Source organism: Curtobacterium sp. MCLR17_034, assembly GCF_003234485.1.
Taxonomy (GTDB): domain Bacteria; phylum Actinomycetota; class Actinomycetes; order Actinomycetales; family Microbacteriaceae; genus Curtobacterium; species Curtobacterium flaccumfaciens.
The window spans coordinates 106,873-133,149 of record NZ_QKTH01000002.1 but is presented as its reverse complement, the minus strand read 5'-3'; the positions used below and the strand labels follow the sequence as shown (position 1 = coordinate 133,149).

Sequence of the window (26,277 nt, the reverse complement as noted above, 5' to 3'; positions counted from 1 at the left end):
TCGCGCGGTGGTGCAGGTGTTCGTGGGGTGGTCGGGCGGGGTGGGGAGGGGATCAGGCGGGTTCGGGGGCCGGGTGCGTGTGGAGCACCCGGACGGAGACCGCCGTCGGGTCGGTGTGGTCGAGTGCCGGCACGTCGCTGCCGGGCAGGGCTGCGGCCGCGGCACCGGTGGCGACGGCCTGTGCGAGACGCTGCTCGGGTGCGGCTCCGGCGACCTCGGCGAGCAGGTAGCCGGCGAGGGAGGAGTCCCCCGCGCCGACGGTCGACCGGGCGACGATCTTCGGTGCAGCGGCGGCGAACGCGCCCTCGTCAGAGACCAGCACGGCGCCGGCGCTGCCCAGGGTGAGCAGGACCGTGCCGACGTTCTTCCGCCGCAGCCGCTGGGCTCCGGCCACCGCGGCGTCGAGGTCGCGCTCGTACTCCTCGGGGTCGCCGCCGACGACCTCGGCGAGTTCCTCGGCGTTCGGCTTCACCAGGTCGATCCGTTCGCCCGACTGCAGCAGCGCCGTGAACGGCACCCCGGACGAGTCGACGGCGATCCGGACGTCGGCACCGTGGCGGGCACGGACGGCACGGACGAGCACGGCGAGTGCGTCGTCGGGCAGACCGGGCGGCAGCGACCCGGCGACCACGACCCAGCGGGCGGCGGGGCCGGTGGCGGTCGCAGCCGCGGTGTCGGCGACCAGCGCGGCGAGGTCGTCGAGGCGGCCGGCGAGCGAGGGGCCGGGTTCGTTGAGCTTCGTCGTGGTGCCGGTCGGCTCGGTCACGGTGACGTTCGAGCGGAGGGGCGCCCCGATCGGCAGCGCGGCCGTCGGGATGCCGCGGGTGGCCAGGCCGAGCAGGACCGGGTCGAGCTCGTCGCCGGGCAGGACGGCGACGGTGTCCCCACCGCTCGCGACGACCACGCGGGAGACGTTGACGCCCTTGCCACCGGGCTCCGCGGTGGACCGGGTCGCGCGCTGGACAGCGCCGCGCTGCAGTTCACCGGCGAGCTCGATCGTGCGGTCGAGCGAGGGGTTCGGAGTGACCGTGACGATGCGGACGTTCATGCGACGACCACCTCGACGTCGGCGTCGGCGAGCGCGCCGGCGAGGTCGGCCGGGGGCTGTTCGTCGGTGACGAGCGTGTCGATCTCGTCCAGGCGCGCGAACCGCATCAGGGCCTCCACGCCGTGCTTGGCGGCATCGGCGAGCACCACGGCCCGTCGGGCGGCGAGCACGTAGGCGCCCTTCACGGCGGCCTCGTACTCGTCCGGGGTGCTCAGACCGAAGCCGGCGGACAGGCCGTTCGTGCCGATGAACGCCACGTCGGGCCGGAGCGCGCCGATCTGCTCGACGGTGGCCGTGCCGACCGCGGCGCTCGTGACGCCACGCACGCGGCCGCCGAGCAGGTGCAGTTCGAGGTGCTCGCTGTGCTGCAGGGTCGCGGCGATCGGCACCGAGTTCGTGATGACGGTGATCGTCGAGCCGGCGACCTCGGGCTCCCAGCGGGCGAGCTCGGAGGCGACGGCGGCGCAGGTGGTGCCGGCGTCGACGGCGATCGACCCGGTGAAGGTCGGCGGCACCAGGCGCATCGCGGCGCGGGCGATGGCGGACTTCGCGGTGCCGTGCTGCCCCTCGCGCTCGGCGACGCTGAGTTCGACGACGCTCGAGCGGCCGACGGGGACCGCTCCCCCGTGCACCCGGCGCAGGACCCCGGCGGACTCGAGGGCGTCGAGGTCACGGCGAACGGTCTCGGTGGTGACGTCGAAGTGCTCGGCCAGACCGGCGACCGACACGCGACCGGCGGACTGCAGCTCGGCGGCGATGGCGGTGTGCCGCTCGGTTGCGTACATGCCCGAACTCCTTCGTTCCGTTGGGTTTCGAGCACTGTACGTCTGAAACCCACAAGAACGCAACCGTTCCGTCACGCAACCAACACGTCCACAGGTGCCGGTCGTGCGAGCGCTACCCCTTCACGGCACCCGCCGTCATCCCGCTGACCAGCCGGCGCTGCACGATGAGGAAGAACACCACGACCGGGATCGAGAACAGCACGCTCGCCGCCATCAGCCCACCGAAGTCCGTGCCCTTGTTCGTCGAGAACCCGGCGAGCCAGACCGGCAGCGTGTACATCCCCTGGTCCTTGAGCATCACGTACGCGATCAGGTAGTCGTTCCACGCCGCGATGAACGCGAACACGCTCGTGGCGATGACCCCGGGCATGACGAGCGGGAACAGCACGCTCCACAGGATCCGGAAGGTGCCGGCGCCGTCGACCTTCGCGGCCTCTTCGATCTCGACGGGGACGGCCACGAAGAAGCCGCGCATCACCCAGATCGAGAACGGCAGCACGCTCGCCACGTACGCCAGGATCAGCCCGACGTAGCTGTTCAGCAGCCCGAGGGTCTGGAATGACAGGAACAGCGGGATGAGCAGTGCGCCCGACGGGATCATCTGCACGAACAGGATCGCGACCAGGATCGCCCGGCGGCCGCGGAACCGGAACCGCGACAGCGCCGCCGACGCCAGGAACCCGACGACGATCGACAGCAGCACGGCCGCCACCACCACGATGGTGGAGTTCCGCAGGTAGACCAGGAAGCCCTCCTGGGTGAGCGCCCGCGTGAAGTTGTCGAGCGTCGGGTGCAGCGGAGCCCAGATCGGGGTCATCGTGGTGACCTCGTCGGCGGGCTTGAAGGCCGTGTTCACCATCCAGTAGATCGGGAACACCCAGACCAGGCAGAACACCACGGCGATGCTGTTCGCGACGATGCGCGGCTTGCGCTTCCGGACAGGGACGGTCACAGGTCCTCCTCCCCGCTCCGGACGAGCCGGCGGATGTAGTAGCTGGTGAGCACCCCGAGGATCAGGGTCGAGATCACGGCGATCGCCGCGCCCTGCCCGTAGGCATTGGACACGAACGACTGCACGAAGGTCCAGATGCCGAGCGTCAACGTGGCCTCCTCCGGTCCGCCGCGGGTGAGCAGCCAGATCTGGTTGAAGACGTTGAAGTCCCAGATCACCGACAGGATCGACACGAGCAGCAGCGTCGGCGCGAGGGCCGGGAGCGTGATCGCGCGGTACATCGTCCACACCGAGGCCCCGTCGAGCGCACCCGCCTCGTAGTACTCCGGCGCGATCTGAGACTGCGCGGCGTAGAGCGTCAGCGCCACGAACGGCACGGCCTGCCAGATGACGAGCGTCAGCACGATCGTGTACGCCTGCCCCGGGTGCGACGCCCAGTTGTCCTGCGTGTGGTCGCCGAACACCCGCAGCTGCGTGATGAGCCAGTTGAGCACGCCGTAGAACGGCTGGAAGAGCCACTGCCAGACCAGGCTCGAGGCCACGTTCGGCATCGCCCAGGCCAGCACGAGCACGACGCTGACGATCGTGCGCATCGCGACCCCGAGACGGGTGAGCAGCTGCGCCACCCCCATGCCGATGACGATCGTGCCGAGGACCATCGCGCCCGTGACGAGCACGGTGCGCAGGATGACCGGCCAGAACGACGCGTCGGTCAGGACGTCCGTGTAGTTCGTCAGCCCGGTGAAGCCGGCCTGCCCGGTGAAGATCGCCCGCAGTCCGTAGTCCTGGAACGAGATGATGACGAGCCGGACGAGCGGGTAGACGACGAGGGCGAGGAGCAGCAGTGCCGCCGGGGCCAGCAGGACGAGCGGCGCCCGCGACCCGACCGGCGACCGACGACCCGCGCCGCGCCCACCCCGACGGACACCCCGCGACGGCCCCTGCACCGGCCCGTCGATCCGTCGGCCGCCGGTCCCCCGGCCGCCGGTGCCCCGCCCGCCGGTGCCCGGCGCGGACTGCTCCGCGTCGGTCACCGGCTCCGCAGTGGACGTCATCGCCTACGGCTGCGCGTTCAGCGCGGTCGTGAGGTGCTTCGAGAAGCCCTCGGCGGCCTGCTCCGGCGACTTCCGGCCGGTGGCGACGTCGGCGAACATCGACTGGAACGAGGCGTCGCCCTCGATGGTGGCCCAGCCCGGCGTGGCCGGGGTCGGTCGGCTCGTGCCGGCCGCCTCGAAGTACGGCTTGTGCAGCTCGTCGACGTCGCCGGCGACCGCGTCGAGCAGCTCGGTCGAGTTCGGCTCCCAGCCGTCGACCCCGAACACCTGGTCCTGCTGGAACTCCTTCGAGGTCAGGATCTTCAGGTAGTACAGCGCGAGCTCCTGGTTCTTCGCCTTGGCCGGGATCCCCAGGTCGGAGCCGCCGAGGAACACCGGCTGCGTCTTCCCCGCGGTCGAGGACGGCATCGGGAACGTGCCGATGCGATCGGCGAGTTCCGGCTTCGCCGTGGTGATCGAGCCGATCTCCCAGGCGGACCCGAGGAACGCCGAGGTGTTGCCCTGCGCGAAGACGTCGCTCTGCGAGGGCTTGTCGGTGTTGATGTCCTGGGTGGACTTCGCCGAGTACGTGTTCTGGAAGTCCTTCCAGGCGGTCAGCCCCTCGACCGCGTCCGCGGAGTCGAGCGTGCCGGTCCACTTGCCGCCCTTGTCCGTCGCGATCTCGCCGCCGGCGTCCCAGACCCACTGCAGCCCGCCGTACCAGTACTGCCCCGGCATGTAGAAGGCGGAGAAGTCACTGGCCGGGTTGGCGGCCTTGACCTTGTCGAGGTCGGCGGTGAGCTCGTCGTAGGTGGTCGGCACGTCGGTCACGCCAGCGTCCTTCCAGACCTGCTTGTCGTAGACCACGGCCCGGTTGCCGGCGAACAGCGGCGCCCCGTAGAGCTTGCCGTCGACGGTGGCGGGGCCCTCGAGCCCGGTGAGCCAGGTCTGGCCGTCCTTGAGCTCGTCGCGGTACGGCGTCAGGTCGGTCAACCCGCCGGCGGCCGCGTAGACCGGCACCTGCGTGTTGCCGAGGTCGACGACGTCGGGGGCGTCGCTCTGCGCGAGCGCCGTGGTGAGCTTGGTGGTGATCCCGTCCCACTGCTGGGTCTGGATCTTCACCTTCGCCCCGGTGTCGGCGGTGAACTGCTTGCCGGCGGCGTCGAGCACCTTGTCGCTCAGGTCGCCGTTCATCATCCAGACGGTGATGGTCTTGCCCGTGCCATCGGGCGTGCCGATGGACTTCGTGCCGCCGTCGGAAGCGGCGTTGCTCCCGGCGGAGCACCCGGTGAGGGCGAGCGCGCCTGCGAGGGCGAGCGCACCGAGTGCGGCGAAACGCGTTCGTGTCACGATGACTCCCTTGGTCCGACCTTTATGAAAGGACGTTGCGTATTCGCAATAGAAGACCCTGCGGGGCCCCTTGTCAACCGTTGGATCGGTCCCTGTGACCGCTTTCGATCCGCGTGTTTCCGGGGCATCACGGATGTCGAACAGATCGATGCAGGTGCTTGACCAGGTGGTCATGACCAGGCATGATCTGCGACTCGCGTCCGGTGTGGGGAAGCGACCGCCTGGAGGCCCGGAGCCGGTCCGCCGGACCGGCACCGGGCCTCCCGTGCGCGCGTCCACCGCACGCGTCAGACGGCCGCCAGTGCGGACGTCGGCGGGATCCGTGCGGCGCGCGCCGCCGGGTAGAGCCCGGACACCCCGCCGATCACGACGGTGGCGCCGAGGCCCCCGACGACGGCCCACACCGGCAGCGCGACCGGCCAGCCCTGCGCGACGGCGAACACCACCGTCACCCCGACGCCGAGCACGACGCCGGCCACACCACCGAGGAACGACAGCAGCAAGGACTCGACCAGGAACTGGTCGCGGATGCTCCGACGTCGGGCGCCGAGGGCTCGGCGGACACCGACCTCGGCTCGGCGTTCGAGGACGGTGATCACCATCGTGTTCGCCACCCCGATGCCGCCGACCAGCAACGCCACGCCCCCGATCCCGACCAGCAGCCCGGTGAAGGAGTCGTCGGTCGCGTTCTTCGCCGCCAACGCGTCCGACGGTCGCGTCACCCCGACGTCCTGCGCGTCGCCCGGTCGGATCGCGCCGGCGAGCCGGTCCCTCGACCGTTCGACGTGCGCCGGGTCGACGCGCGCGTGGACCGCGGTCGGCGCTCCGTCGAACCCCAGCTGCTCGGCGAACCCGCTCGGCACGAACACCTGCGAGTCGAGGTCCTCGGCGAGCGCGACGGGTCCGAGTACCCCGACCACCTGCACCCACTGCCCGCCGATCCAGACCCGGCTGTCCGGGTGCAGGTCCTCGATGCCGAGGGCAGCGGCGGCCCGGGAGCCCAGCACCACCTGCGGCGGCGCTCCGGTCGTGTCGTCGAGCCACCGGCCCGATGCGAGCTCGCCACCGAGGACTCGTGGGACGTCACCCCACGCGGCCAGCACCCCGATGCCCTTCGTCTGCGGCACCGGGACGAACGCGTTGCGGTAGACGCCGGTGTCCGGCACCGTGCCGACCGCAGCAGCCGACTCGACGTCGTCCTGCCGCAGCACGGAACCGAGCGCGGTGGACGGCAGCGGGACCGGTTCGCCGAAGCCCTGCGCCTGCGTGGCCGTCAGCACGTTCGTCCCGAGCGCGTCGAGGACCTGGTCGACCTTCGCCTTGCTCGACGACGAGATCCCGACAACCGCGATCATCGCCGCGATGCCGATCGCGATGCCGAGGGCCGACAGCACCACGCGCCCCGGCCGGGTCCGCAGCCCGAACACCCCGAGTCGGAGCAGGTCGCCCGCACCGACGGTCCGACGCCGGGTCACCGGTCGCCCTCGTGCTCGATCCGGCCGTCCCGCATCCGGATCCGTCGGGGCAGCGACGCGGCGAGGTCCAGGTCGTGCGTGATGACCACGACCGTGGTGCCCGCCGCGTTGAGCTCACGCAGCAGTCCGACGACCGCCGCGCCGGATGCCGTGTCGAGCGCCCCGGTCGGTTCGTCCGCGAGCAGGATCGTCGGGTCGCCGACGACGGCCCGCGCGATGGCGACCCGTTGGCGCTCACCGCCGGAGAGCTGGTGCGGTCGGTGGTCCGCCCGGTGCGACAGACCGACCCGGCCCAGGGCTTCGACCGCCAGCCGGTGCCGCTCGCGCCGCGGGACCCCGGCGTAGAGCACCCCGTCGGCGACGTTCTCGGCCGCGGTCGCTCCGGCCTGCAGGTGGAAGTGCTGGAACACGAAGCCGACGTGGTCGGCCCGGAGCTCCGAGAGCGCGTCGTCGGACATCACGGCGACGTCGTTGCCCGCGATCGTCACGGTGCCCGACGTCGGCCGGTCGAGCGTGCCGATGATGTTCAGCATGGTCGACTTGCCGGACCCCGACGGCCCGACGACGGCGACGAGTTCCCCGGCGAGCACCTCCATCGACACCCCGCGCAACGCGTGGACGTCCCCGTGGACCTTCGTCACCTCCCGGAGCGCGAGCACGGTGCTCGCTCCGGCCCCGGCGCTCACGTGGGCACCACCACGCGGTCGCCGGCCGTGACCGCACCGGTGATCGCCACCCGCCCGTCGGCCGTGAACCCGGGGTCGACCCGAACCCGCTTCGTCGTGCCGTCGCGCTGCACCACGTCGACCGCGTACGCCCCGCCGGCCCCGGCGACGAGCGCGGCGACCGGGACGGAGAGCACGTCGCGCTCGGTCGTGCCCTGCGCGTCGACCTGCGCCGAGGCGGCACCGGGCAGCTCGCGCCGACCGGGGTCGAACGACACCGACACGTCGACCTTCGACCCGCCGTCCTCGGTGGTGGTCGGCTGCGCGTCGACGACCTCGCCGGGCATCCGCGCTCCGGCCCCGTTGATCCGGACGTCGACCGTCGAGCCGACGGTGAGCCGTTCGGCATCGCGCTGGGACACCGTCACGATGACGATCCGCTCCGTGCTGGTGACCTGCAGCACGTCGCCGGCGGCGCCACCGCCGGTCCCGCGGGACACGCCGTCACCACCGACCCCACCGGCGCCACCCGTCGAGCCGGTGTCAGCACCGAGCCGTCCGTCGACAGCGGCCACCCGCACCGCACCGTCCACGAAGGCGACGTCGTCCGCCGTCAGCACCCCGGTGACCTCGTGCCCCCGGTCGGCCTGCCACTGCCGCACCGCCCGCTCGGACCGTGGACCGAACGCGTCGTCGACCGACACGTCGTACCCCAGCGCCGACAGGTTCTCGTTGAGCTGCCGCACGTCGGTGCCCGTCCGCCCGCGCTCGAGCGAGCGCCACAGCGGCACCGTGCCGTACATGGCCCGGACGCCGCGCTCGTCGACGGCGTAGAGGTACCCGTCGCGCTCGATGACGTCGCCGGGTCGCGGCAACCAGGTGATCGTGCCGGACGCCGCGCCGGGGACACCGACCGCGGCGCCGTACCCGAGCGTCCCTGCGAACACCTTCGAGTCGGTGAGGTCTCCCTCCGTGACGACCGCCGTCGCCCCGGCGCCCGCTCCGCCGGCCTCGGTGCCCGGGGACGTCGACGCCGCCGATCCGCTCGGCAGTCCGGCGAGCGCCCACGTGCCGGTCCCGGCCGCGAGTGCGGCCACGAGACAGACGGCCGCGATCGTCCGGCGGCGCGTGCCGACCATCACCGTGCCACCCCCGCACCGGCGGACTCCGCCGCCTCCGCGTCGCACGCGCGGGCCACCTCGTCGAAGGCCTCCTGGTCGTCCGGCTGGTAGCGGATCTTGCCGTCCTCGTCGTCCGGGTAGTCGGAGAACCCCTGCTCGCGGATGCACTCCGCCGTCCGCAGCGTCCGGTCGTCGTCGCCCGGGATCTGCTCGGCGACCCGGGCGTCGCCGGCTCCCGCGGTGTCGTCGAGGCAGCTCCGGAGGTCCCCCTGGTACTGCTCCTCGTCGACGCCGTCGGGAGCGCTGAGCTGCAGGCCCGAGCCGCTCCCCGGGTCCGGCATGTCGTAGCCCTTGTCCCGCATGCACTCGGCGAGCGAGGACCCCTTCGCTGCGGTGTCAGCCGTCGACGCCGCGTCTCCCCCGGGCGTACTGCCCGAGCAGGCGGCGAGCAGTCCGGGCAGTAGCAGGGTCGCCGCGGCGGCAGCGAGCAGGGATCGGTTCCGACGGGTGGTCGTCCTGGTCGTGTTCATGACCCCAGGACACCCGACCGGCTGTTTCGGCGCGTGTACCGGCCGGGTTACACCGACGAAACGTCGACGCGGACGACGAGCCCGCCCGTCGGCCGCGCCGTGAGCGCCAGGTGCCACCCGTGCGCCTGCACGATCGCGGCGACGATGGACAGGCCGAGCCCGCTGTGCCGGTGCGCACGGGGGCCGGGCGGGCAGCGCCGGAACGGTTCGACCAACCGGACAGCGTCGGACGCGGGCACGACGGGCCCCGAGTTCTCGACGACGATCCCGGCCGCGGACGTCGTGACCCGGACGAACCCGTCGTGTTCGTTGTACTCGACGGCGTTGCCGACGAGGTTGACGAGCAGCTGGTGCAGCAGCGTCGGCTCGCCTGCGACGATCAGGCCGGGAGGCCCGGTGTGGGCTGCGCGGACGAGGGTCACCCCGGCGTCGGCGGCGGTCCCGGACATCGCCACGATCACCGCGTCCGTCACCTCGTCGACGTCGACGGCCTGCGTCGCGCCGGCCAGCCCACGGTCCGCCTCGGCCAGGACGAGGAGCGACTCGACCAGGTGTTCGGTCCGCCGGTTCTGCTCCAGCAGTTCCTCGCGCGTCGCGCGGACCTCGCCGCGGTCGGCCGCGTCGTGCAGCCCGATCTGCACTGCGGCCCGCTGCACCGCCAGCGGCGTCCGCAGTTCGTGCGACGCCTGTGCCACGAAACGGCGCTGGCTCTCGAACGCCGTCTCGAGCCGATCGAGCAGGTCGTCCACGGTGCGGGACAACCGCCGCAGCTCGTCGTCCGGACCGTCGAGGGCGATGCGCTCGTGCAGGTTCGACGCCGTGATCCGGTTCGCGGTCGCCGTGATCCGGTCGATCGGCAGGAGCATCCTGCGGCTGACCAGCCACCCGACCCCGCCGGCCACGACCCCCGCGCCGCCGATGCCGATCGCAGACCACTGCCACTGCTGCACCGCGACGAGGCGGACGACCGACACCGCCTCCCTTGTGTCGCCGCGTGCGGAGCCCTCGCCGAGCGGCACCGGCCTGGACGTCGGGACGGACTGCGCTGGTGCAGCCCGTCGGACCGCCGCAGTGTCGAGTCCCGCACCCACGCCCGCCAAGGACATCACGTTGGAGAACACCACGACCCCGGTGGCCAGCGCCATCGCCGCGAGCGCGAACGTCCACGCGGTGCGTGCCCGGATGCTCCACAGCCCGGGCCGTCGTCTCACAGCGCGTACCCCTGACCCGGTACCGTCCGGATGGGGTCGGGGTCCCCGAGCTTCCGGCGGAGCTTCGACACCGTCACCCGGACCGCGGCGGTGAACGGGTCGATGTTCATGTCCCAGACCTTCTCGAGCAGGTGCTCGGCGGAGACGATCCGGCCATCAGCACGGAGCAGGGTCTCGAGGACGCCGAGTTCCTTCGAGGTCAGGTCGAGCGGCCGGCCGTCGCGCGTCGCGATCCGCCGGTTCGTGTCGACGACGAGCCCGGCGCGCTCGAGCACCGGGGCGACGGGCGCGGCGCTGCGACGCCCCAGTGCCCGGACCCGCGCGACGAGTTCCGGGTACTCGAACGGCTTCGTCAGGTAGTCGTCGGCCCCGAGTTCGAGCCCGTGCACCCGGTCGCCCAGGGTGGCCGCGGCGGTGAGCAGGAGGATCCGCGTGAGCGCCCCTCGTGCGGCCAGACGCCGTGCGACCTCGTCACCGTGCAGCCCGGGGACGTCCCGGTCGAGCACGACGACGTCGTAGTCGTTCACCGCCAGCAGCTCGTCGGCGTCGTCGCCGCGGTAGGCGACGTCCACCGCCATGTCCTGTCGGGTCAGGCCCGTCGCGACCAGGTCGGCGAGGGCTCGTTCGTCGTCCACCACGAGTACGCGCATCGATACATCACACGTGACGTACCTTTGCTGGACCTGGGAAGGGGTCAGGCGTCGAACGGCACCTCGCCGTGTTCACTGACGCCGGCACGCTGCCGGTACGACAGGTGCCCGCCGAGGTACCCGCCGACGCTGACGACGGCGAGACCCGCGAAGCCGAGGAGCTTGCCGGCACCGTGGTTGCCGCGCTTCCGCTGCAGCCACGACAGGCCGTACAGCGACAGACCGGTCCAGTTCACGGCCTGGTGCACCCATCCGGTGCGGAGCTGCTCGCGGTTCAGCTCGGACCAGTCGACGTAGCCGGCGACCGACGCGCTGCTCGCCGAGACGACCCCGACGCCGACCAGGGTCTTGGCCGCCTTCGCGTTGCCCTTCCCGCCGACCAGGTCGAGCACCGCGGCGGAGATCCAGGCACCGAGCGGCACCTGCACCATGAGCGGGTGGATCGGGTGGCCGAACGGCACACCGTGCAACAGCTGGCGCAGCGCCTTCGGCTTGGCGAGGGCGTTCACGACGGCACGGTCGATGTCGACGGCCTTGTCGAGCACACTCGCGTGCTCGACGGCGTCGGTGAGGCGACGGATCGCGCGGATCTCAGGCATGCCGTGGACGGTAGACGAACGGCCCGTCACCGGTCCCAGGAACCGGTGACGGGCCTCCTGTCCGTCGTAGTGGGCTACTCCTCGACGATCTCGGCCAGCTCGAAGGGCTCGACCGTCAGGCCGTCGCCGTCCGCCGCGACGTCCACCCGGACCGTGTCGCCGTCGCGGACGTCACCCGACAGGATGGCGCGCGCCAACCGGTCGTCGATCTGCCGCTGCATCAGGCGACGCAGGGGCCGCGCGCCGTACAGCGGGTCGTACCCGCGCTCCGCGAGCCAGCCGCGCGCCTCCGGGGTGACGGCGAGCTCGAGCCGGCGGTCGGTCAGACGGCGGGCCAGCCGGTCGACGTCGAGCGACACGATCTGCCCGAGGTCGTCGGCCGTCAGGGCCTGGAACACCACGATGTCGTCGAGGCGGTTGATGAACTCCGGCCGGAACGCCTGCTGCACGAGCTCACGGACCGCCTCTTCCCGCTGCGCGTCGCTCAGGGACAGGTCGGTCATGAACTGCGACCCCAGGTTCGACGTCAACACGAGGATCGTGTTCCGGAAGTCGACCGTGCGCCCCTGGCCGTCGGTCAGCCGGCCGTCGTCGAGCACCTGCAGCAGCACGTCGAACACCTCGGGGTGCGCCTTCTCGATCTCGTCGAGCAGGATCACCGAGTACGGACGGCGGCGGACCGCCTCGGTGAGCTGTCCACCGGCCTCGTACCCGACGTACCCGGGCGGGGCACCGATCAGGCGGGCCACGGAGTGCTTCTCGCCGTACTCGCTCATGTCGATGCGGACGAGGGCCTTCTCGTCGTCGAACAGGAACTCGGCGAGCGCCTTGGCCAGCTCGGTCTTGCCGACGCCCGTCGGTCCGAGGAACAGGAACGAACCGGTCGGGCGGTCCGGGTCGGAGATGCCGGCGCGGGTGCGACGGACGGCCTCGGACACGGTGGTCACGGCGGTGCGCTGCCCGATGATCCGGCGGCCGAGCTCGCTCTCGAGGTGCAGGAGCTTCTCGGTCTCGCCCTGCAGCAGCCGGCCGAGCGGGATGCCCGTCCACTGCGCGATGACGGCGGCGATGTCCTCGTCGGTGACGCTGTCGTTCACCATCCGATCGGCGCTCTCGGCCTGTTCGGCGGCGGCGAGCTCGGCCTCGATGCGGGGCTTCTCGCCGTACTCCAGTCGGGAGACGAGTTCGTAGTCGGCCTCGCGCTGGGCGCGCTGCGACCGCATGTTCAGGTCGTCGAGCTGCTGCTTGAGCTCACCGATGCGGTTCAGGCTCGCGCGCTCGGCCTGCCAGCGCTGCTCGAGCTCGGCCAGCCGCTCCTCGCGGGTGCGCAGCTCGTTGCGCAGGGTCTCGAGCCGGGCCTTGGAGGCGTCGTCCTTCTCCTGCTTGAGCGCGAACTCCTCGACACGCAGACGGTCGACGTTCCGCTTCAGCTCGTCGATCTCGACCGGGCTGGAGTCGATCTCCATACGGAGTCGGCTCGCGGCCTCGTCGATCAGGTCGATGGCCTTGTCGGGCAGCTGCCGGCCGGAGATGTACCGGTTCGACAGGCTCGCGGCCGCGACCAGTGCGGAGTCGTTGATCGTCACCTTGTGGTGCGCCTCGTAGCGCTCCTTGAGCCCGCGGAGGATCGCCACGGCGTCCTCGACGCTGGGCTCACCGACGTAGACCTGCTGGAAGCGTCGTTCGAGCGCGGCGTCCTTCTCGATGTACTCGCGGTACTCGTCGAGGGTCGTCGCGCCGATGAGCCGGAGCTCCCCGCGGGCGAGCATCGGCTTGAGCATGTTCGACGCCGCGACGGAGCCCTCGCCGCCGCCGGCACCCATCAGGGTGTGCAGCTCGTCGATGAACGTGATGACCTGCCTGTCGGAGTCGTTGATCTCCTTGAGCACGGCCTTGAGCCGCTCCTCGAACTCGCCGCGGTACTTGGCGCCGGCGATGAGGGCGGAGATGTCGAGCGAGATGAGTCGCTTGTCCTTGAGGGAGTCGGCGACGTCGCCGGCGACGATGCGCTGCGCGAGCCCCTCGACGACGGCGGTCTTGCCGACGCCGGGCTCGCCGATGAGCACCGGGTTGTTCTTGGTGCGGCGCGTCAGCACCTGGGAGACGCGCCGGATCTCGGAGTCGCGGCCGATCACGGGGTCGAGCTTGCCGCTGCGGGCGATCGCCGTGAGGTCGATGCCGTACTGCTCGAGGGCGGTCTTCTGTCGTTCTTGCGAGTCAGGAGCGCCTTGGAGGTTCGCCATGCGTTCCGTCCTTTCGTTGCGGTGGTCCTGGAGTTGAGTCTACTCCACTCAACTTACGTGCGCTCCGGGACATTCCGGATCCCGACGGCACAGACGACAGCACCGGCCGCCAGCAGGAGCGCCATCACCACCATGGCCCGGTGCAGCCCGTCGACGCTCACCTCACCGCCGAGCACCACGCCGGCCAGTGCCACCGTGACGAGTCCGGCGATCCGCGCGACCGCGTTGTTCACGGCCGAACCGGACCCTGCCTCGGACTCCGGCACCGACCCGAGCACCGCACTGGTCAAGGGCGTGACCATCAGGGCTATGCCCACGCCGATCAGCACCAGTCCGGGGAACACCGACCACCAGTAGCCGTTCGGGTCGTCGCCGGCGAGCAGCAGCAGGAGCGCCCCGACCGCGCCGACCGCCGGACCCGCGGCCATGAACCACCGCGGGCCGTACCGACCGGCGAAGGACCCGACGGCGGTGGACAGCGCGAGCAGCATGATCGTCGGCGGCAGCGTCGCGAGGCCGGCGAGCCAGGCCGGGAACCGCCAGACCTCCTGCAGGAACAGGGTGACGACGAAGAACACCATGCCGAGCGCCCCGTAGATGGACAGCGTCGCGAGGTTGCCGACCGTGAAGTTCCGCGCCCGGAACAGCTCGAGCGGCACGAGCGGCGACCCCGTCGTCCGGGTCACCCGCAGTTCCCACGGAACGAACGCCACCAGCGCGGCGGCGCCGAGCACGAGCGCGCCGACCACCACGGGCGCACCCCACCCCAACCGCTCCTGCTCGATGAGCCCGAGCACGACACCGCCGACACCCACCACGGCGAGCACGGCCCCGACGACGTCGATGCGCGGGCGGACAGCGGGGTGCACGTCGCCGGTGATGCGCAGGACCAGCGGGATCGTCACGGCGATCGGCACCGCGGTGAGCACGAAGACCCACCGCCAACCGATGCCGTCCACCACGAGCCCGCCGACCACGGGGCCGAGGATCGTGGCCGCGCTCGACCACGCCGTCCACGTGCCGATGGCCTTCGCCTGCGCCGCCCCGCGGAACGCCGCGACGATGAGGGCGAGCGCGCTCGGCATGACGAGCGCCCCGCCGACGCCCTGCAGCGCCCGGGCGACGATGAGCACCTCGCCGGTCGGGGCGATCGCGCACACCACGGACGCGATGCCGAAGACCACGAGCCCCCACGTGATGATCCGGACGCGGCCGAACAGGTCGGACAGGCTGCCGGCGACCAGGATGAGCGAGCCGAGGGTGACCAGGTACGCGTCGACGACCCACTGCTGCACGACGAGTCCGCCGCCGAGCTCCTGCCGGATCGCGGGGAGTGCGACGTTCACGACGCTCGAGTCGAGCCCGACGACGAACGACGCCAGGATCGCCACCACCAGCACGATCCGCCGGTCGTCCCGGAGCGGCGCGACGCCGTGCGGCACGGGGGCCGGAACGGGAACGGGAGCGGTCATGTGCTCATCCTGCGGCACCGGGTACCCCGCGGTCGATCCCGCACGACGAAGCCCCCGCGACCGATGTGGTCGCGGGGGCTGCCGACGGGACGGGGCTGGGTGTCCTAGCGCCGGGAGTCGGTGTTCGGCTGCGCGGTCGGCCCCGGGTTCAGGACCGGACCGGCGGCGGGCTCGGCGGGGACGTTCTGGACGGTGCTGTTCTGCACGGTGCCGTCCGGAGCCGTGCCGTTGGCCTGGGCCCGCGCCTTCTTCTCGTCATCGGACATCTCCTTCTTGAAGATGTTGATCGACTGGCCGAGGCCCTTTGCGAGGGCCGGGAGCTTGGTCGCGCCGAACAGCAGGATGACGATCCCGAGGATGATCAGCAGGTGAAGGCCGGTCAGGTTTCCGAGCATCATGACTCCTTGGTCTGGAACTGGTCGCCGTCCGCTGATCGTCGTCGATCACCGCGGCGGAAGTCCGTGTTCCCCAATGGTATCTCCCCCGCCCCTGGATGCCCAGGCCGGTCCTCGGAACGGACACCGTTCATCCAGGGAAGCGCTCCGGTCACCGCAGGACGCCGTCGATGCTCCACAGCACGGGCGCCTCGCGGAGCGCCGGGATGTCGGCCTCGGTCACCCCGCCGAGCCGGAACACCACCCGCTCGCCGGGCAGCAGCGTCATGAACCCGCGGTCGACCGTTCCACCGGCGGCCACCCGGTCCGGCTGCACCAGCAGGTCGCGGACGAGCGAGTCGGCCTCGACGGTCAGGTCCAGGCCACCGTCGACCACCGCGAACGAGGTCCGGTAGCGCGCGGGCTCCCAGCGCATCGCGGCATCCGGACCCGGGGTCCAGACCGCGCGGCGCCAGTCCATGTCCGCGATGATGAGCTCGCCCGCCGGGTCGTCCACCACGCCGACCGACTCGGGCAGCGCCACGACCCCGACACCGGCGGCCGACAGCCGGACCGGCAGCGACACCTCGGCCAGGATCGTGCCGGCCGTGGTGATCCGGCGCACCCGCACGACGCTGTCGTGCCCACCGCGCGTCGACCGCACGGCGACCTCGACGGGCGAGGACCCGAACGCACCGGGTGAGACGCCCAGCGAGAGCGTGTCCGCGAGCTCGCCCAAATCGGCCGTCTCGCCGACCGCAGGCGACGCACCCGGGTGATCCGGGCCTCCAGTCCGCTCCGCACCCGGCGTCACCGACACCGACGACACCGGGCGGATCGTCAGCAGCACGTCGTCGTACAGCCGGCGCAGCTCGTGCGCCAGCGGCTTCAGCCGCCCAGCCGAGTCGATCGCCGACCACGACGACACCGGCCACAGGTCGTTCAGCTGCCACACCACGACACCCGTGTTGCGCGGCCAGTGCGTGCGCCAGTGCTCGATGCCGGTCGCGATCGCCCGGGCCTGCTGCAGCTGCGTCAGGTAGTGCCATGCGTCGAACGCGGCCGGGTCGACCGCGCCGAAGCGCGGCTCCAGCCCGCGGGCCAGCTTGGCCATCCCGTCCGCCGCCTTCTGGTGGTGGACCACACCGGGCGAGTCGACCCGCAGCGGCGCGTCCGTGACCGCGTCACGCAGTGTGCGCCAAGCCGGCGGCGCCTGCCAGCCGAACTCGGACACGAACCGCGGCACCGACTCGCGGTAGGCGGTGTCGGGCAGCCGGTTCCAGACGTCCCACGAGTGGTGCGTCTCGTGGTCGACCTCGTTCGCGGGCAGCGACTCCGATCCTGACCACGGCGACGCGACCGTGTAGAAGCGCGACGGGTCGACCGCGTCGACGATGGTCGGCAGCAGGTCGAGGTAGTAGTCCAGTCCCCAGCCCCGATCGCCCAGCTCCGCACCCCAGCCGTCGGCGTCGTGCAGCCAGATGTTCTCGTTGTTGCCGTTCCACACCACCAGCGAGGGGTGGCGGGCGAGCCGGGCGACGTTGTCCCGCGCCTCGGCGATGACCTCACTGCGGATCGGCTCCACCTCGGGGTATGCCGAGCACGCGAACGGGAAGTCCTGCCAGACGAGCAGACCGAGTTCGTCGCAGACCTCGTAGAAGTCGCGCGATTCGTACACTCCGCCGCCCCAGACGCGCACCAGGTTCGTGCCGAGCGAGGCCGCGGCCGCCAGCCGGGACTCGAGCCGGGCACGGTCCACGCGCGAGATGATGACGTCGTCGGGGATCCAGTTGACGCCGCGGACGTCGACGAGCGTGCCGTTGACGTGCACGGCGAAGGGGCGGCCGATGCCGTCGACCTGGGTCTCGATGCGGGTGGACCGGAACCCGGTGCGGAACGTGTCGCGGTCGAGCACCTCGCCGTCGACGGTCTGCAGCTCGACCACGACGTCGTACTGCGGCTGCGAGCCGTAGCCGCGCGGCCACCAGCGCCGCGCCTCGGGGACGCGCACGGTGACGACGGTCTCGTCGTCCTTCGGGGTCAGCTGCGCGCGCGACCGCTGGCGCGTGGTGCCGCCGTCCTCGGTCTCGCCGCTCACGGTGACGACGAGCACGAGGTCGTCGTCCTCGCCGTCCTGGTCCAGGTCGTTCATGCCCGAGCGCTCGACGGTGATGTGCGCGTCGAGCACGCCCTCGCCGGCCTCGACGTCGACGAGCGGGCGGACCTCGCGCAGGCGCGCGGTCGACCAGCGCTCGATCGCGACCGGCCGCCAGGGGCCGCTCGTGACCGCTGTGAGGCCCCAGTCCCAGCCGAAGTTCGACGCCATCTTGCGGATGTACGGGAACGGCTCGTCGTAGGGACCGGGCATGCTGCCGGCCTTCGCGGCGACCCGGCCGGCCTCGCGGTAGGGCGACTCGAACAGGATCTCGAGGTCCTTCGTGGTGCCGCCCGACCCCGTCTGCACCCGTGCGTCGAACCGGTACCGGCGGTGCATGTTGCGGGTCGTGCCCACGACGACGCCGTCCAGGCTGAGCTCCGCGACCGTGTCCAGGCCGTCGCAGACCAGGTCGACGCGCTCGTGGCCCCGCGGGTCGACGTCGACCGTGCGGCGGTAGGCCCAGTCGGCGCGTCCGACCCACTTCGCGGCCTGCTCGTTCAGGTGGAACGTCGGGTCCGGCAGCAGGCCCTCCCGCTCCAGGTCGGTGTGGACCTGGCCGGGCACCGTCGCCGGGATGGTGCGGCCCGCGACGCCGTCCGGCGCACCGGTTCCTCCGGCCATCGTCACGGTCCAGTCGTCGCGGAGTTCCTCGCGTTCGAGGGTCATGCGGGTCCTTCTCTTCGGCGGCAGGGTGTCCGTCAGCCTCGGTCGGGGACGCCGACCGGCGGTCCGACCCGCGGCCGGTTCCCACGGCCTGGAGGCTCGGCACCGGTTGCCCGGGCGTCGTCACGTCGCGCGCACGAACGGGTTGCGCTCGCGCGAGGGGTGCTCGGCGATGCTAGTACGGGATGCTTTCGGCAACCTAGGTGGTGACAGGGGCGGGTCTCGCGGGCAAGGTGGGAACGTGATCACCGTCGAACTCGCCAGGTCCCTCCGTGACGCCGGCCTCCGCTGGCACCCCGAGACCGGGGACCGGTTCGTGATCGACAAGCCCGGCATCGACGACGACGTCTACACGGTGTCCGAGATGACCGTCGAACGGCACGACTCCCCCACCGGCACGATCCTCGGCTTCAACGGCACCACCGAGTGGGCGCTCGACTCGGTCACCGCCACCGAGTCGCTCTGGCTCCCCCGTGAGGACCAGCTGCGCGAACTGCTCGGGCCGTCGTTCATCGGACTGACCCGCGTGCAGGTCGGCGGTCGCGTGGTCTTCACCGTGACGGCGACGATCGGCGGGGCCGACCGCAGCTTCGCGTCCGAGGTGCCGGCGATCGCGTACGGCCAGGCCCTCCAGGCGTACATCACGGCCGCGCTCGCCTGAGCTGCGCAGCCTGAGCGGCGTGCCCCGGGTCGGCGTTCCTGGGTGTTGGCGGAGCGGGCGCTGAGGGGCGTTTGGTTGCATGACACCATGACCGTTCCGAACATCACCCTGAACGACGGCAAGACCATCCCGCAGCTCGGCTTCGGTGTCTTCCAGATCGACCCCTCCGAGACGAAGGCCGCCACACTGGCCGCGCTCGAGGTCGGCTACCGCCACATCGACACCGCCGAGATGTACGGCAACGAGAAGGAGGTCGGCGAGGCGATCGCCGAGTCCGGCATCGACCGTTCCGAGATCTTCGTCACCTCCAAGCTCAACAACGGCTTCCACGCCCCCGAGGCAGCGCTGGAGAACGGCAAGAAGTCGGCCGACCTGCTCGGCGGCTACACCGACCTGTTCCTCATCCACTGGCCGCTGCCCACCGTCTCGGACTTCGTCCCGACGTGGAAGGCCCTCGAGGAGCTGTACCACGCCGGCACCGCCCGCTCGATCGGTGTCTCGAACTTCCAGGCGCACCACCTGCACCGCCTGCGCGCCGAGACCGACGTCCCGCCGTCGGTCAACCAGATCGAGGTGCACCCGTACCTCGCGCAGGACGACCTCCGCGCCGTGAACCGCGAGCTCGGCATCGCGACCGAGGCCTGGTCCCCGATCGCGCAGGGCCTCGTCCTCGATGACGAGACCATCACCCGCGTCGCCACGTCGGTCGGCAAGTCCCCGGCCCAGGTCGTCCTCCGCTGGCACATCCAGCGCGGCGACATCGTGTTCCCGAAGTCGGTCACGCGTGCCCGCGTCGAGGAGAACTTCGCGATCTTCGACTTCGAGCTCTCGGACGAGGACATGACGGACATCACCGCCCTCGACAAGGGCCACCGCACGGGTCCGGACCCCGACACGTTCGACTACGTGCCGGCCTGATCGGTCCCCGCGTCCGACAGGAGCCGTCCGCACCGCGGGCGGCTCCTGTCGCGTCGCGACTGTCGCATCGGTGCCGGATACGCTGCACGACGAGGGGGTGGCAATGTCCACGGAGACGGACGGGGCGCGGCAGTTCGACGACGCCTACCGGACGGTCCTCGGCGCCGCCCGGGACAGCTCGATCGAGCGGGACGTCGACCACGACGAGCTCGTGCTCTCCGGGCGGTTCGGTCTCGACCCGGTGATCCTGCACGCGGTGCTCGAGCGCCTGACCGACGTCGGGCTCGTGACGTTCGTCACCGACGGCACCGTCCGCTTCGGCACGTTGTCGGTGCCGGCGTGGAACGACAACGGCCACCTGCTCATCGGTTTGATGGAGGGCGTACTGCGCTCCGTGCAGACGGCATCGGCATCGGCATCGGCATCGGCATCGGCATCGCCATCGGCATCGGCATCGGCATCGGCATCGGCATCGGCATCGGCATCCTCGGACATTGCCGAGCACGACGTCGTGTTCGAGGCGCTCCGCCGCGCGGCCACGCTGCGCACACCCGACCTCGACCCCGCGTTCTGGGCGTCGCTGCGGTTCTGGATCGACCGTTCGCCCAACGCCGCACTCGCTCGGCTGGGACGCGGCGCCCTCGAACGGGTCCGCTTCGGCACCAGTCCCTCCGTCCCGTTCCGGAACACCGACGTCGACGACTGGGCCGCGGCGTCAGAGCAGGCACTGCGGTACCCGTCGCCCCGGGCAGCGGAACGCGCCGCCCACGTGCTCGCTCGTGTGTGGGAGAACCAGCTCGCTGCCGTCGCGCCGAGCCTCGGGTACAACCCGGCCGGCCTCCTCACCGTGACGTCGGCAGCGGCGGACGTCCCGACCTGGGCCGCCTGGGCGCCGGACGATCTGTGGTGGGACCTGCTCGCCCTGGTCCGCGACGGCACGCTGGAGCGCGGGCGGACCTACCCGCCTCAGGATGTCGCCGCACGCCTCCGACGTTCGGCACGCATCCTCACGCCGTTGTTCCGTCGACTCGAGCTCATGGGCCTGGTCGAGCGGCCACCGGACGCCCTCGACTCCGTCCGGATCACGGACCCCGGCGTGCAGCACTGGGTCGACTCCCTGCAACTCGCCACGACGCTCACCGAGATGTGCGCTCGGTCAGCCGTTCCGGTGCTCTCCGCCGACGGCCGAGCCGAACTCCACCGGGTGATCGCCACCGTGCGGCAGTACGCGCGCACTCGCGACTACGCCTTCGCCGTCGGCATGGTCGAGCTGTCCCGCACCCTGAGCCGGCACACTCCCAACCCCTGGGTCGCCGGCAACATGCGTCTGGCCATCAGTCGGCTCGCGTTCGTGTTCGACGAGGCCCCACCGCTCCGGCAGTGGGGCGTGGACGACGTGCTCTCCCTGCTCGACGAGGCGATCGACACCGGTGACCCCGACCTCGCCAGTGCGGCAGTTCACGCGCTCGCCGTGCACTACGACGCGCACGTGCTCGAGGTCACCGCCCGGTGGCCACCGACGCCGTCACGGTGAACTTGTCCGTCCGCACCACCTGCCGTGTCGGCCCGACGAGACGCTCGAGCACAGGTCGGTAGCGCAGGTGCGAGTTCCAGACGCACCACAGTTCACCGCCGGCCTGGAGGATCGTCGCCGCGTTCCGGAACATTGCCTCGGCCGCGTCCGTGGTCACCGTGGTGTCCGCGTGGAACGGCGGGTTGCAGAGCACCAGCTGCGCTGAGCCGGACGCGAGTTCGTCGCCGGCGTCGGCCCGCACAACTGTCACCCGGTCGCCCACGCCGTTCGCATCGGCGGTGGCGCGAGTCGACTCGACCGCGATCCGCGACACGTCCGTCGCGATCACCTGCACGTCCGGACGCCGGACCGCCACAGCGGCGGCGACGACACCGTTGCCCGACCCGAGGTCCACGATCGTCCGCGCCGTCGGGACCGCGTCGTCGATCGCGCCGAGCAGCACCCGGGTGCCCTGGTCGAGCGACGTCCCAGCGAACACGCCGCCGTGCGCGACGATCGTCATGCCGAGCTCGTCGACGTGCACCGAACGTGGCCACGGGGCTGTCGTGGCGGCACGGTTCGCCTGCGCACGCAGCGGGTCCTGCGCGATGAGCAGGCGTGACTTGCCACGCCCCCGGGATGGGGTGACCTCGCCGAACGACCGCCGCAGCACGTCGTTCTGCGACAGGTGCATGTACTTCACGTTGCCCCCGCACAGCAGCACGACGTCGGGTGCCGCGAAGCGGGCGACGGCACGGGCGACCTCGTCCAGACGATCGTGCGACTTCGACAGCCGGAGCACCACGAGTCGGACGTCCTGGAAGGCGTCCTCGAGCGATGCCGGGTGCCGGAAGCCGCGGATGCCGAAGGTGCCGGCGTTCGCCTCGAGGGCACGCTGCCCGACCAGGGAGTCCTGCACCACGCGGACGTCCTTCGCGCCGTGCTGCGTGATGAGCCCGAGCGTCAGGACGCCGTGGCGGTCGTCGACCACGGCGACCTCACCGGGCTGCCGGAGCGCGTCGCCGTGCACGTGCGGTGCTTCGTCGATCAGGAAGCGGTCCGTGCCGTCGATCGCGATGAGGTCGGGCGCGGAGTCGTCCCGGCGGCGGAAGAGGTCGGCGAAGTCTGGCACCGCGCAAGCGTACCCACCACCTCGGATCAGGTCGTAGCCATCGCGCTCAGCAGATTTTCATCGTGTGAATATGACATGTGAAACACTTCGATCCCACAGTAAGGAGCCCCGATGGCAACCTCCCCCTTCCGCCGTGCAGCAGTCGTGTGCACGATGCTCACCGTCTCCATCGGCCTCGGCGCGATCACCCCCGCGGTCGCCATCGCGGCGACGACGACCCCCTCGACGGCTTCGGCCGCGCAGTCGTCGCCGATCGACGGCATCAGCGTCGACCCCGCACTTGCCGCCCCGCAGGCCCTGAGCATCGTCGACAACCTGTCCGGCGCTCGCGTCCTCATGGGGACCGCCGGGTCCGACGACGTCTGGCTCCTCGACGGCGACACCATCATGGACCGCTCCGTCGGCGACGGTGGCCTGTTCCAGATCTTCGTGCAGGACAAGCACAAGGACAGCAGCCTCGACCTGGTCCGCGTACACACCGCCGCCGACGACACCCAGACCCGGACAGAGCGCATGCCGCTCCCGCGCACTCTCCAGGTGACCGGCCTGCAGGAGCAGAACACCTTCACGCCGGGCACGCGGCACTTCACGGGTACGGCCACGGCCGGTTCGACGATCACCGCGACCGACCGCTCCGGCGCCGAGCTCTTCTCGACGAAGGCCTCCGACGCACGCACCTCCGGAGGCACCTGGTCGGCAGATGCCGACCTGACCGCCGGTTCGGACCACGTCGTGACGTTCACGCAGACCACCACGACGGGCGCGTCGAGCGTCATCAGCAACGTCACGTTCACCCCGGCCGACCAACAGGCTCCGGCGGCACCGGTCCTGGAGACGCCGGACCGCCTGCTGAACGGCGACTTCTCGGTGCGCGGCGCGGTGTCCGATGACACGACGTCGGTCGAGGTCCGCGACGCATCCTCCACCGTGATCGCCGAGGCGGACGTCCGCGACGGTCACTTCGCGGCGACGGTTCCGCAGGACCACCTCGGTTCCACGGTCTCCGTCGTGTCGATCGCGGCCGACGGCTCGGCCTCGGCCCCCGCGCGGGCCACCCTGGCCCCGCTGCCCGTCGACGCCTCGGTCACGTCCCCCGCGGTGCGGCAGGTCAACGTGCTCCCGAGCGGCGCGATCCAGATCATCGGTGAGCGTCAGGACACCCTCGGCGTCCAGGTGCTCGACGGCGACCGCGTCGTCGGCGACTTCGACGGCGGTTCGATCGGGTGGAGCTTCCGGATCGGACACGAGTTCACCGGCAAGCAGCTCGACCTCGTCGCCCTGGGCTTCGACGGACAGCGGCTCCATGCAACGTCCGAACGCGTCGCACTCCCGCGCCTGCTGCAGGTCGACGGCATCGCGGAGTCGAACACCTACCAGCCAGGCGAGCGCACCTTCTCCGGATCGGCCGAGGCCGGCGCGACCATCTCCGCCACGGACCAGGACGGCCGCGAGCTCTTCCGCACCGAGGCGCGCGGCGCCAGGTCCGGCGTCGGGACCTGGAGCGCTTCTGCCGACCTCTCGAGCCGCTCCGGGTACACGGTGACCTTCACGCAGACCACCACCGACGGCCGCACCTCCGTGATGGAGGACATCGCCTTCGACGCCGAGCCGCAGCAGACCGTGCCCGTGAGCGTCACGACGAAGTCCGTCACGGCCGGTGTCTCGAACCACTTCGAGGGCACCGCCACCCCGGGCGCGACCTTCCGCGTCCTCAACCCCAGCGGCACCCAGATCGTCCCCGGTACGCACGACGTCGCCGCCGACGGCACCTGGTCCTTCGACCGCGTCGTCTCCCGAGGCGCCACCAAGCTCGACTTCGTCATCGAGCAGACCGTCGACGGCACCCCGACGAAGAGCGGTGTCTTCAGCATCGCGGCGACCAGCATCGCTCCGGTCATGGTCACGACGACGAGCGTGACGGCAGGCGTCTCGAACCCCTTCGAGGGCACCGCCACCCCGGGCGCGACCTACCAAGTCCTCAACCCCAGCGGCACCCAGATCGTCCCCGGTACCCACGACGTCGCCGCCGACGGCACCTGGTCCTTCGACCGCGTCGTCTCCCGAGGCGCCACCAAGCTCGACTTCGTCATCGAGCAGACCGTCAGCGGCGCCACGATCAAGTCCGGCACGTTCTCACTCACCGCCCGCTGACCCGTCGTCCGGAGCGACACGGCACCCGCGCGACCCGGGTGGTCGCGGGGGTGCCGTGCGTCGTGCTTCTCGGCACGGGCGAGGCGACGGATCACCGGCGGATCGATGCCCCGTGCGCAAACTCCCGTGTCACGGCCGCGGAGAAGTCGTTCCCCCGCACGAGGAACCTATTGTCGCGCGTTCCGAACCGGAGCCCGACACGAACCGATCTCGCCGGTGCGTCGATCCGGTTGCGGACGACCGTGCCGTCGTTCCCACCGCTGCGGACGTCGATCGCGACGGAGTCGCCCGTCACCTTCGTGATGCGGTTGTCGCGCACGGTCACGGCACTGTTCGAGTGCTCCACCCGGATCGCGTCGTCCACGCTCGACGCCACCGTGTTGTCAGCGACGACGAAGCCGCGAGTGAGCTTGACGAGGACGCCGGCCGAGCCGGTGCCCCCTGCTCCCGTCACGGTGTTCCCGGACACCGAGCCGGTCGCCCGCGGAAGACTCGACCCGACCGTCATGCCGGATCCACTCACCAGGATCCCGGAGCCGGCGGCGAGCGAAGCACTCCGCGTGATCCGGTTCCCGGTGATGGACAGCTTCGTCGGTGCGACGTCGGTGGCGGACCGGTCGCCGACGGCCTTGCTCGGCACCGCTGCGATCCCGACGCGGCACCCGGTGACGGTGTTGTCCCGGATCTCGATGGCGTCACCGGCGTGGGTGTCGATGCCCTCCCAGAGCGGGACACCGCTGACGCGGTTGCGGAGGATCCGGACACGGGACGAGCGTCGGGCGACGGCGACCGTCGCGCTGGCGTCGCGCGTCACCGTGATGCCGTAGGAGTTCACCAGCCCGGCCGGCTGCCGCACGTCCGAGACGACGGTGTCCTGCACGACGCTGTCGACCACCCCGAGGAGCAGCACTCCCGCGTAGCCGACGCTCGAGACGACGGTCCGCTCGAGGACGAACCGGTCGCAGTACTCGACGTGGACGCCGTCGCTCGGGAGCCGCTTGAGCGTGCCACCGCTGATGCGGACGTCGTCCAGCGGCGCATCCCGTGTGCCGCGGACCACGATCCCGTGGCCGGAACCACGCTTCGACGCACCGATTCCCTCGATGACCGGAGCGACGACACGGACACCGGAGGCGGTGATGACGATCCCGTGGTCATCGGCCGTCATGCGGAGCGCGCCGCCCGAGGCGAACCGCAGGGTCAGCCGTCGGCGGACCAGCAGCGGACGTGACCGGTTCCACACCCTGTCGATCACCACCGTGCCGCCGTCGCGGGTCGCGTCGACCGCGTCCTGCAGCGAATCGGTGCGGGGTTCCTCGCCTTCAGCTGCCCCCGGTCGGAGCGCGACACCGAGTGCTGCTGCTCCCAACGCCGCCGTCATCAGACCTGCGACCAGTGCGGACCGGCGGTCCAGTCGTCCTCGCTCCAACGAAGTCCCCTCGCTCTCGATCGGCCGACACCGGGTGTCGAACTCCACACAGTGTATGTAACGTTTTGATGCGGGAATCAAGAAGAGAACCCACAAACACCGGAAAAGTGCGCTCGTCGCGCGTTCCCGGAGGCCCCTTCTCC

22 protein-coding genes are annotated in these 26,277 nt (G+C 71.3%); 4 read left to right on the top strand and 18 right to left on the bottom strand.

The genetic code is table 11. The features are described 5' to 3' along the window. Positions 1-52: 52 nt before the first annotated feature. The 16 genes from DEI98_RS03125 to DEI98_RS03050 all read right to left on the bottom strand — a co-directional run bounded on the left by DEI98_RS03125 (position 53) and on the right by DEI98_RS03050 (position 18,333). Positions 53-1,048, bottom strand: coding sequence for a 1-phosphofructokinase family hexose kinase (locus tag DEI98_RS03125; RefSeq protein ID WP_111099864.1), 996 nt, complete (start codon positions 1,046-1,048; stop codon positions 53-55). Next, a complete protein-coding gene (locus tag DEI98_RS03120) occupies positions 1,045-1,833 on the bottom strand; it encodes a DeoR/GlpR family DNA-binding transcription regulator (protein WP_111099863.1) in 789 nt (262 codons plus the stop codon). Before DEI98_RS03120 ends, DEI98_RS03125 begins: the two co-directional genes overlap by 4 nt. A 112-nt stretch (positions 1,834-1,945) precedes the next feature. Then, a complete protein-coding gene (locus DEI98_RS03115; protein WP_258370725.1) occupies positions 1,946-2,785 on the bottom strand; it encodes a carbohydrate ABC transporter permease in 840 nt (279 codons plus the stop codon). Continuing rightward, on the bottom strand, positions 2,782-3,840 hold the full coding sequence (locus DEI98_RS03110; RefSeq protein ID WP_146243395.1) for a carbohydrate ABC transporter permease: 1,059 nt from the start codon (positions 3,838-3,840) through the stop codon (positions 2,782-2,784). Before DEI98_RS03110 ends, DEI98_RS03115 begins: the two co-directional genes overlap by 4 nt. Before the next feature lie 3 nt (positions 3,841-3,843). After that, positions 3,844-5,169, bottom strand: a complete 1,326-nt coding sequence (locus DEI98_RS03105; RefSeq protein WP_220034156.1) for a sugar ABC transporter substrate-binding protein — start codon at positions 5,167-5,169, stop codon at positions 3,844-3,846. 287 nt (positions 5,170-5,456) lie between these two features. Further along, positions 5,457-6,644 (bottom strand): ABC transporter permease, encoded by a 1,188-nt coding sequence (locus DEI98_RS03100; protein WP_111099862.1) that lies wholly within the window; start codon positions 6,642-6,644, stop codon positions 5,457-5,459. Then, positions 6,641-7,330, bottom strand: coding sequence for an ABC transporter ATP-binding protein (locus DEI98_RS03095; protein WP_220034157.1), 690 nt, complete (start codon positions 7,328-7,330; stop codon positions 6,641-6,643). The genes DEI98_RS03100 and DEI98_RS03095 overlap by 4 nt, the downstream gene beginning before the upstream one ends. Further along, positions 7,327-8,448 (bottom strand): peptidoglycan-binding protein, encoded by a 1,122-nt coding sequence (locus DEI98_RS03090; protein WP_111094860.1) that lies wholly within the window; start codon positions 8,446-8,448, stop codon positions 7,327-7,329. Before DEI98_RS03090 ends, DEI98_RS03095 begins: the two co-directional genes overlap by 4 nt. Continuing rightward, entirely contained in the window at positions 8,448-8,960 is a 513-nt protein-coding gene (locus tag DEI98_RS03085) for a hypothetical protein (protein ID WP_110865460.1), read from the bottom strand. The genes DEI98_RS03090 and DEI98_RS03085 overlap by 1 nt, the downstream gene beginning before the upstream one ends. Before the next feature lie 47 nt (positions 8,961-9,007). Further along, complete coding sequence (locus DEI98_RS03080; RefSeq protein ID WP_111094861.1) at positions 9,008-10,171, bottom strand: HAMP domain-containing sensor histidine kinase; 1,164 nt, start codon at positions 10,169-10,171, stop codon at positions 9,008-9,010. Beyond that, complete coding sequence (locus DEI98_RS03075) at positions 10,168-10,821, bottom strand: response regulator transcription factor (protein ID WP_110892069.1); 654 nt, start codon at positions 10,819-10,821, stop codon at positions 10,168-10,170. The genes DEI98_RS03080 and DEI98_RS03075 overlap by 4 nt, the downstream gene beginning before the upstream one ends. Before the next feature lie 44 nt (positions 10,822-10,865). Next, the gene (locus DEI98_RS03070) at positions 10,866-11,420 is read right to left on the bottom strand and encodes a DUF2231 domain-containing protein (RefSeq protein WP_071246123.1); all 555 of its coding nucleotides are present in this window, start codon (positions 11,418-11,420) and stop codon (positions 10,866-10,868) included. A gap of 74 nt (positions 11,421-11,494) precedes the next feature. Then, positions 11,495-13,663 carry an ATP-dependent Clp protease ATP-binding subunit gene (locus DEI98_RS03065; RefSeq protein WP_111099861.1) on the bottom strand — a complete coding sequence of 723 codons (2,169 nt, stop codon included), beginning with the start codon at positions 13,661-13,663 and terminating at the stop codon, positions 11,495-11,497. 53 nt (positions 13,664-13,716) lie between these two features. After that, on the bottom strand, positions 13,717-15,135 hold the full coding sequence (locus DEI98_RS03060; RefSeq protein ID WP_111099860.1) for an MFS transporter: 1,419 nt from the start codon (positions 15,133-15,135) through the stop codon (positions 13,717-13,719). 104 nt (positions 15,136-15,239) lie between these two features. Next, positions 15,240-15,530, bottom strand: a complete 291-nt coding sequence (gene tatA / locus DEI98_RS03055; RefSeq protein WP_111100056.1) for a twin-arginine translocase TatA/TatE family subunit — start codon at positions 15,528-15,530, stop codon at positions 15,240-15,242. Positions 15,531-15,681: 151 nt separating this feature from the next. Further along, complete coding sequence (locus DEI98_RS03050; RefSeq protein WP_111099859.1) at positions 15,682-18,333, bottom strand: glycoside hydrolase family 2 protein; 2,652 nt, start codon at positions 18,331-18,333, stop codon at positions 15,682-15,684. Positions 18,334-18,571: 238 nt separating this feature from the next. Here DEI98_RS03050 and DEI98_RS03045 point away from each other — a divergent pair, with 238 nt between their 5' ends. From DEI98_RS03045 to DEI98_RS03030, 3 genes are all read left to right on the top strand, one after another. Continuing rightward, positions 18,572-18,991, top strand: a complete 420-nt coding sequence (locus DEI98_RS03045) for a hypothetical protein (RefSeq protein ID WP_027464885.1) — start codon at positions 18,572-18,574, stop codon at positions 18,989-18,991. A gap of 87 nt (positions 18,992-19,078) precedes the next feature. Then, positions 19,079-19,909 carry an aldo/keto reductase gene (locus tag DEI98_RS03040; protein WP_111099858.1) on the top strand — a complete coding sequence of 277 codons (831 nt, stop codon included), beginning with the start codon at positions 19,079-19,081 and terminating at the stop codon, positions 19,907-19,909. A gap of 103 nt (positions 19,910-20,012) precedes the next feature. After that, on the top strand, positions 20,013-21,443 hold the full coding sequence (locus DEI98_RS03030; protein ID WP_181437908.1) for an FCD domain-containing protein: 1,431 nt from the start codon (positions 20,013-20,015) through the stop codon (positions 21,441-21,443). On the opposite strand, the gene DEI98_RS03025 is transcribed toward DEI98_RS03030, so the two are convergent. Then, positions 21,409-22,554 carry a class I SAM-dependent methyltransferase gene (locus DEI98_RS03025; RefSeq protein ID WP_111099856.1) on the bottom strand — a complete coding sequence of 382 codons (1,146 nt, stop codon included), beginning with the start codon at positions 22,552-22,554 and terminating at the stop codon, positions 21,409-21,411. The genes DEI98_RS03030 and DEI98_RS03025 overlap by 35 nt on opposite strands. Before the next feature lie 111 nt (positions 22,555-22,665). Here DEI98_RS03025 and DEI98_RS03020 point away from each other — a divergent pair, with 111 nt between their 5' ends. Next, a complete protein-coding gene (locus DEI98_RS03020; protein WP_111099855.1) occupies positions 22,666-24,705 on the top strand; it encodes a hypothetical protein in 2,040 nt (679 codons plus the stop codon). A 91-nt stretch (positions 24,706-24,796) separates the two neighbouring features. Here DEI98_RS03020 and DEI98_RS03015 read toward each other — a convergent pair whose 3' ends face one another. After that, positions 24,797-26,086 (bottom strand): right-handed parallel beta-helix repeat-containing protein, encoded by a 1,290-nt coding sequence (locus DEI98_RS03015; protein ID WP_111099854.1) that lies wholly within the window; start codon positions 26,084-26,086, stop codon positions 24,797-24,799. Positions 26,087-26,277 lie beyond the last annotated feature (191 nt).